Source organism: Asticcacaulis sp. (assembly GCF_047605585.1).
Lineage (GTDB): Bacteria > Pseudomonadota > Alphaproteobacteria > Caulobacterales > Caulobacteraceae > Asticcacaulis.
Window position 1 is genome coordinate 229,472 of the sequence record NZ_JASGFK010000005.1, and the last position, 6,887, is coordinate 236,358.

A 6,887-nucleotide genomic window follows, 5' to 3' on the forward strand; every position below is an offset into this window, starting at 1 on the left:
TCACAATCGATGGCTGTTATGATAAACAAAAAAGCTTAAGGTTCAGTGAGTGAGTTTTCAAAAGCTCTCTGCATCGGCTTCATGAGGTAGGCCATCACGGTTTTCTTGCCGGTGATGATGCCGGCGATCACGGTCATGCCCGGACGCACCTTGTGCGCCGTATTCTTGCCGACATAGTCTTTGTCGAGCAGGATGCGTGCGCGGTAATAGGCCTCGCCGCCGGTCGTGGGCGTAAAGGTAGTGGCTGAAATGCTGTCGATGCGGCCGGTGATGGTGCCGTAGCGGCCGAAATCAAACGAGCTGACCTTCAGCTTGACAGATTCGCCCGGCGTGATGCGGCCGATATCGACCGGCGAGATGCGCGCCTCTACAACCAAAGTGTCATGGGTCGGCACGATTTCCATCAGCGGATCGCCCGGCGCGACGACTTCGCCAATGGTGTTCAGCTTGAGACCCTTGACGACGCCGGCATAGGGCGCGTGGACGACCAGGCGGTCGACCTTGGCGCGCAGGCGCATGACCACCTGCTGCTGCTGACTGAGCTGGTTTTCGACTTCATCGAGGCTCTGGCGGGCGGCCAGGTATTGGACTTCCGACGACACGCCCTGATCCTTCAGGGTCTGCTGGATGGCGAACATTTTGCGCGAGGTGCTTTCCGTGCGCTGCAGGCCGCGCAGTTCGATGGTGGCCCGGCTCAGATCTTCCTGGGCGCCGGCGCCATCCAGGACCAGCAGGGGCTGACCCGGCACGACGGCCGAGCCGTCGCTGACCAGGATTTCCTTCACGATGCCGCCGTCGAAATGCTGCACGACACGCGAGAAGCCGGTGGGATAGACCTCACCCGGCGCGGAGGTCACCTCCTCGACATTGGCGAAGCACATCCAGGCGATGAAGCCCAGCACGGCCACGGACAGCAGGATCATGGTGGTGCGCACCAGATGCGGCGCGGTCGATTCCTCCAGCCGGGTCGACTGGCGCAGGAACTGTAGCTGCGCTTCGCGTTTCTCAAGTCGTATCGAGGTGCGCTTCGCCTTGGCGGGCGAGGCCTGGTTACCCGTCATGACGGTGAACGGATTGATAGAGCCAATCAGGGAACTGATACTCATTGGATTTTGCTCGCGGTTTGAGAATAGGTTTCGTCGCGCATGATCTTCACCACTTGCTCGGGATTGCCGAAGACGAAGCGATCGGGGGCAATCAGGCCCAGCGCGCGATCGGCCATGCGGATGTAATCGTCACGGTGCGTCACCATGAGGATGGTCTTGCGGCCCTTCCAGGACTTGATGCGGTCGATGAACATCTTGCCGGCGTGGCTGTTGAGCAGCGCATAGGGCAGTTCGTCGATCAGGAGCACATCGGCATCCTTGAGATAGGCGCGCGCCAGGATCAGCTGGTGCGACAGGGCCGAGGACAGGGCATGGCCGGGGCTGTCCAGCATCTGCGGCAGGGCCATGACCGCGGTCTTGGCGTCGGCCATTTCCAGCGCGTCCCACAGCTGACGTTCGGTGGCGTAGGGGCGCGCCAGTCTCAGGTTTTCGGCGATGGTGCCGATAAACAGTTCCGGAATTTGCGGAATATAGGCCAGACCCTGACGCATCAGGATCGGATCGAACTGACGCATGTCGGCACCATCGATATAGACCGCGCCGGCCTGCGGGCGGTAAAGCCCCATGACCAGCTTGAGCACGGTCGACTTGCCGGAACCGTTGCCGCCCGAAATGGCGATCATCTCGCCGGGCTGAGCATTGAAATCGAGGCCGACAAAGACCGGATCGTTATCCTTGGTATAGCGCAGGCCGACCTTGGACACGGTAATCGACCCTGCGACGCGGCCGGGACGCGCCAAAGACGGCGACAGTTCGCGCTCGGTCTGGATCGTCATCAGGCGATTGACCTGCTCGATGGACTGCTGCAGCTGCTCGAAGCGCGGCATGGAGCTGACCACAGTCTGCCACGGGCCGATAAAGCGCCAGAACAGCATCATGGCGGCGAATAGCGCACCGCCGGACATATGGCCGTGCCAGCAGCGATCGACGCCGAGATAGATCAGGGCCGAGGCCGCGATGATGGTCAGGGAATAGACCAGGGTTTCGACGATCTGCGACAGGAACTGGCCCTTGAATAGGGTCAGCGAGGATTCGGCGGAGATCTCGCGGTACTGGTCATGCCAGATTTCGCTCATGCCGTTGAGGCGCAGGGCGTCCTGCTTCTCGAACAGTTCGATATGGTTCGACTGGCACTTGGAACGGGCCTTCGCCATCTCGAACATGGAGAGCTTCAGTCGCGGGCGGAAATAGACGGCGATGCCGGCATAGACCACCAGCAGGGTGGCGGGCACAAGGGCCAGCCAGCCGGTCAGGACCACAAGCGCGACAAAGCCGACGCTGGTGAACGGGATTTCAAGCAGGGTCAGGAACAGCGGGCCGTTGAAGAATTCGCGGATCGAATCGAAGGCGCGCAGCCGCGCCACCTGCGAGGTCACCGGCGCCGTTTCGATGGCGTGCGCCGGCAATTGCAGCAGGCGCGACAGGACGCGGTTGGAGGCCATGTGGTCGATGCGGGCCGCGAACCAGGCCAGCCGCTTCGAGCGCAGATTGCGCAGGTGGAACTCGATCCAGATGGCGATGGCGGCCCCTGCCCCCATGACGAAGATGGTGTTGACCGTGGTGATCTGCGCCGCGCGATCGAAGATGATCATCAGGAAGATCGGCAGGCCCAGACCGATGAAATTGATGGCCAGGCTCAGGGCCGTGACCTTGGCGAATAGATAGCGGAAGCGCTGCAGAACGGTGAAGAACCAGCCCTTACCCGCGATAGACAGGGCTTCCTGCTCGGCCTTCGAATCCCCCGGATTGACCTTGCTGAAGATATAGGCCGTGCCCTGGCGCAGGTCCTTTTCGGGCGTGGTGACGACTGAAATCTCGCCCTTCCTGTCGACGAAAACGCAGGGCAGCAGGCGGCGATCGATCTCGCGGCGGGAAACCTTCAGCGGCGCGCCGGTAAAGCCCAGGCGGGCCATGAAATTCAGCACATCGACCAGCTCCATTTTCGGCTGGTTCCAGGCCAGGGCCTCGGCGATCCGCTGGGGGTCGCCCTCAAGGCCATAGGCGCGCAGGAGTTCTTCCTGGATCGTGAAGGCGGGAATCACGGGGTCGGGGGTAATGCCGGCATCCCTGGCCTTGAAGCGAAAACCTTCGAAACTCACAGGCGGACCTCCTGATACGGCAGGATATTGTACAGTTTGCTGTCATCGCCCACGCCCAGGGAGATAAGCTGGCCCTTGCGCAGCTCATAATGGGTGTCCGCCAGATGGATGATGTTATGGTCGTTGGTCACCAGCACCATGGTCACCCGTCCGCGCAGGCGTCCCATCAGCCGGTAGACGTAGTTGTAGCCTTCCTTATCCAGGGCCTTGTCCGCGTTGTAGAACAGCAGAACGCGCGGCTTGGAGGCCAGGACGCGCGCGATGGCGATACGCTGGCGCAGGCCCGGCGAGAGGGCATCGGAGTTACCGCCTTCGAGCGCCGTATCGTAACCCGCCGGCATGGCGGCGATTTCGGCATCGAGGCCCAGCAGTTCGGACATTTCCTTGACGCGCTCATCGCCGACCCGACCGAAGCGCGACAGGTTTTCGTAGACCGTGCCCCGGAAGATCACGCCATCGTGCGACACGTAGCCGATATGGCTGACCAGCTCCTCGGACGAATAGAGGTGCGGATTGATGCCATCCACCTCGACCGTGCCGCTGCTCGGCGGAAAGAGACCGGCCACCAGCTTGAGCAGGGTCTGCTTGCCGGTGCCGTGCTCGCCGGAGATCGAGATGACCTCGCCCGGCGCCAGGCTGAGCGTGACATTATCGAGCAGCTTCTCACCGTCGGCATAGGCGAAGGAGACGTTACTGAGCGCGATGCGGCCTTCCCGTGTCTGCGGCGCGATGCTTTGGCGCGTAATCTGGGGAGACGACTGGGGAGACTGGAAGTGATCGCTGAGTTTCTTGTGCGCCAGGCCGATATCCTGGAACCGGGTCCAGTAGGCCATGGCGCGCTGCACCGGCTGCATGATGCGGGAGGACAACATGACGCACGCCGCCAGGGCGCCCAGCGTAATCTGGCCGGAGACCAGCAGCGGCGCACCGGCCACGGCGACCACGATCATCATGATATGGGAGGAGATGACGGACTGGTCATAGACCTCGGCGCTCAGGGCCGCGACCTCGAAATTGGCTTCAGTGGAGCGCGCCTGATGGGTTTCGTAGCGGCGCTCGAAGAAGGTTTCGAGACCGAAAGCCTTGATGGTGTGGGTGCCGTTCAGCGTATTGATGAGGAAGTCGTAGCGATTATCATCGGCCTCATTACGGCGCATCAGCTCGTGCTTCAGCCGCACGCCCAGGATAATGGCCAGGGCCGTCATCAGGCACAGGACCGCCAGCGGCGCCAGGACCAGCGGGCCGGCAAAGACATAGATGAGCCACAGGAAGATGAAGACGAACGGCAGGTCGATCAGGGTCGTCAAAGCCTGTCCGGAATAGAAATCGCGGATCTTGGCGACGGAGGAAATGGTATTGAGATAGTCGCCGATGCTGCGGGCGCGGCCCTTGCCCGCCAGGTCCAGCGTATGGCGCACCGCATTCGCGGATACCGTGTGTTCGAAGGCCGCAGCGGCCCAGTTCATGGCATGGGAGCGCATGATTCTCAGGCCCGCCTCCACCAGCGCCGCGATCACGACACTGATGAAGAGAATATTGAGCGTGCCCAGATTATGATAGACCAGAATCCGGTCATAAATTTGTAGAGAGAATATCGATAAAGATAGCGTAAGCAGGTTTATAACCAGAGACACGATCAAAACATCGAATCTATTGAGTTTATAACCCAATCCCGGTGAATGAAAGGCAGTTTCCGGTAGTTTTGCTATCATGATACTATCTACATATGTTTAGAACCATAGCCCATGGTGAACAGCAGGCGTCGGCACCGTGACTGCCGGATCGACGTGAACGACCGCAGGTAACGATACCGTAACACTCGAACTACTAACAGTTGATGAACCCGCGGTTGATCCGGTCGACGCTGTCGAGGTCGTTGCGTGATCGGCCGTGGCCGTCGCGGTGGTCACGGTGGCAGTGGTGGTGGCGGACAGCGAACCCAGCAGACTGCTAACGCCGGAAACCGCCGTAGTGACGGGCATGGCGACGGTTGTCACCACCGTCGTGACCGGTGTCGTCACCGCGGTCGCCGCCGCCGAAACAACATCGTGAACAGCCGTTGTGGCCGCCGAAACCGTGCTGGTGACAGGGGTTGCGGCCGTGGCGACCGTTGAGGTCACGGCATGGGTGGTGTCGGCGACGGTCGAGGTAACAGCCGCCACGGTGGCGGCTGCCGATGTCGTCGAGACACCCGCCGACAGGGAGGCGGTAGTGGAAACCGCCGTCGTGACAGGCGTGGTTACCGCCGTGGTCACAATATCGTGAGTCGTATCGACCACAGTGGCCACGGTGGTCGCGACCGGCGTGGTCGCAACCGCCGCCAGGGTTGAAACCACCGGCGTGGCGACAGCGGTGACAACACCCTGCAGCGTGCTGGCTGCCGAGCTGATGATGCTGGAGGTCGTATCGTGCGTAGCGGCCACCGAAGCCGCCAGGTCCGATGTGGCCGCAGCGGCCGTCGTAACAGCGGCAGCGACTGTGGTGACAACGACTTCTGGCGCCGTGGCGACGACAGCCGCCGCGCCATTTACGACACTGGCCGCCGTATTGATGGTATTCTGGACCACCGGCGTGGCGACCGCTTCGACCGTGCTGACAACCGCCGGAACGACGCTCGTCACCGTGCTTACCACCGCCTCAGGTGCGGCGGCAACCGTGGTCACGGCGCCCTGGACAACATCGGCAGCGGTATTGATCGCGCCCTGGACAACAGGTGTGACGGTGGCTTCAACGGCAGTGACGACGGGCGCCACGGTCGCCTCGACCGCGCCAACCGTTGCGGCGATAGTGGACACAGCCGCTTCAGGCGCAGCAACAACAGTAGACACAGCCGCATGAGTCACATCGGAAGCCGTGTTGATGGCGCCCTGGACAACATCGGCAACGGTATTGATCGCACCCTGAACCACGGGCGCAACCGTCGCTTCGACCGTGCCAACAGCGGCAGCGGCCGTAGAGACAGCAGCCTCGGGCACAGCGGCGACAGTGGACACAGCGGCATGAGTTATATCGGAAGCAGTATTGATCGTACCCTGGACAACAGGTGTAACCGTCGCTTCCACTGCACCTACAGTGCCAACAACAGTCGAGACGGCCGCATGGGTCACATCGGAAGCTGTGCTGGCCACAGCTTCAGGAGCGGCTGCAACGACAGCCGTTGCCTCGTTAACAACGCTGGCAGCGGTGTTGATGACACCCTGGACGACCGGGGTAACAGTTGCCTCGGCACCGGCAACCACCGGAGCCACAGTGGCCTCGACCGTGCCAACCGTTGCGCCGATAGTAGACACGGCTGCTTCAGGCGCAGTAGCAACGGTAGACACAGCCGCATGAACCACATCAGAAGCCGTGTTAATCGCGCCTTGAACCACGGGTGCAACCGTTGCTTCGACAGCCCCAACAGCGGCAGCTGCCGTAGAGACAACAGCCTCAGGCGCGGCGGCGACAGTGGATACGGCGGCATGGGCCACATCGGAAGCTGTATTGGCCACAGCTTCAGGAGCGGCTGCAACGACAGCCGTTGCCTCGTTAACAACGCCGGCGGCGGTATTGATGACACCCTGGACAACAGGCGTAACGGTTGCCTCGGCACCGGCAACCACCGGAGCCACAGTGGCCTCGACCGTACCAACAGTTGCGCCGATAGTGGACACAGCCGCTTCAGGCGCAGCGGAGACAGTTG

The 6,887-nt window shown here is 61.7% G+C and carries 4 protein-coding genes; all 4 read right to left on the reverse strand.

Annotated features, from left to right (window positions below; all coding sequences use genetic code 11):
• Positions 1 to 35: 35 nt before the first annotated feature.
• Positions 36 to 1,106 carry an HlyD family efflux transporter periplasmic adaptor subunit gene (locus tag QM647_RS14240; RefSeq protein ID WP_414996198.1) on the reverse strand — a complete coding sequence of 357 codons (1,071 nt, stop codon included), beginning with the start codon at positions 1,104 to 1,106 and terminating at the stop codon, positions 36 to 38.
• Positions 1,103 to 3,205: a peptidase domain-containing ABC transporter gene (locus QM647_RS14245; protein ID WP_414996199.1), complete on the reverse strand. Its 2,103-nt coding sequence runs from the start codon at positions 3,203 to 3,205 to the stop codon at positions 1,103 to 1,105. The genes QM647_RS14240 and QM647_RS14245 overlap by 4 nt, the downstream gene beginning before the upstream one ends.
• Positions 3,202 to 4,839: a peptidase domain-containing ABC transporter gene (locus QM647_RS14250; protein WP_414996200.1), complete on the reverse strand. Its 1,638-nt coding sequence runs from the start codon at positions 4,837 to 4,839 to the stop codon at positions 3,202 to 3,204. The genes QM647_RS14245 and QM647_RS14250 overlap by 4 nt, the downstream gene beginning before the upstream one ends.
• Before the next feature lie 96 nt (positions 4,840 to 4,935).
• A partial coding sequence (locus QM647_RS14255) for a hypothetical protein (RefSeq protein ID WP_414996201.1) occupies positions 4,936 to 6,887 on the reverse strand: 1,952 nt, incomplete at its 5' end.

What these genes read in the sequence shown, in the direction of transcription:
- QM647_RS14240 (WP_414996198.1), bottom strand. Translation starts at nt 1,106, where the DNA reads ATGAGTATCAGTTCCCTGATTGGCTCTATCAATCCGTTCACCGTCATG.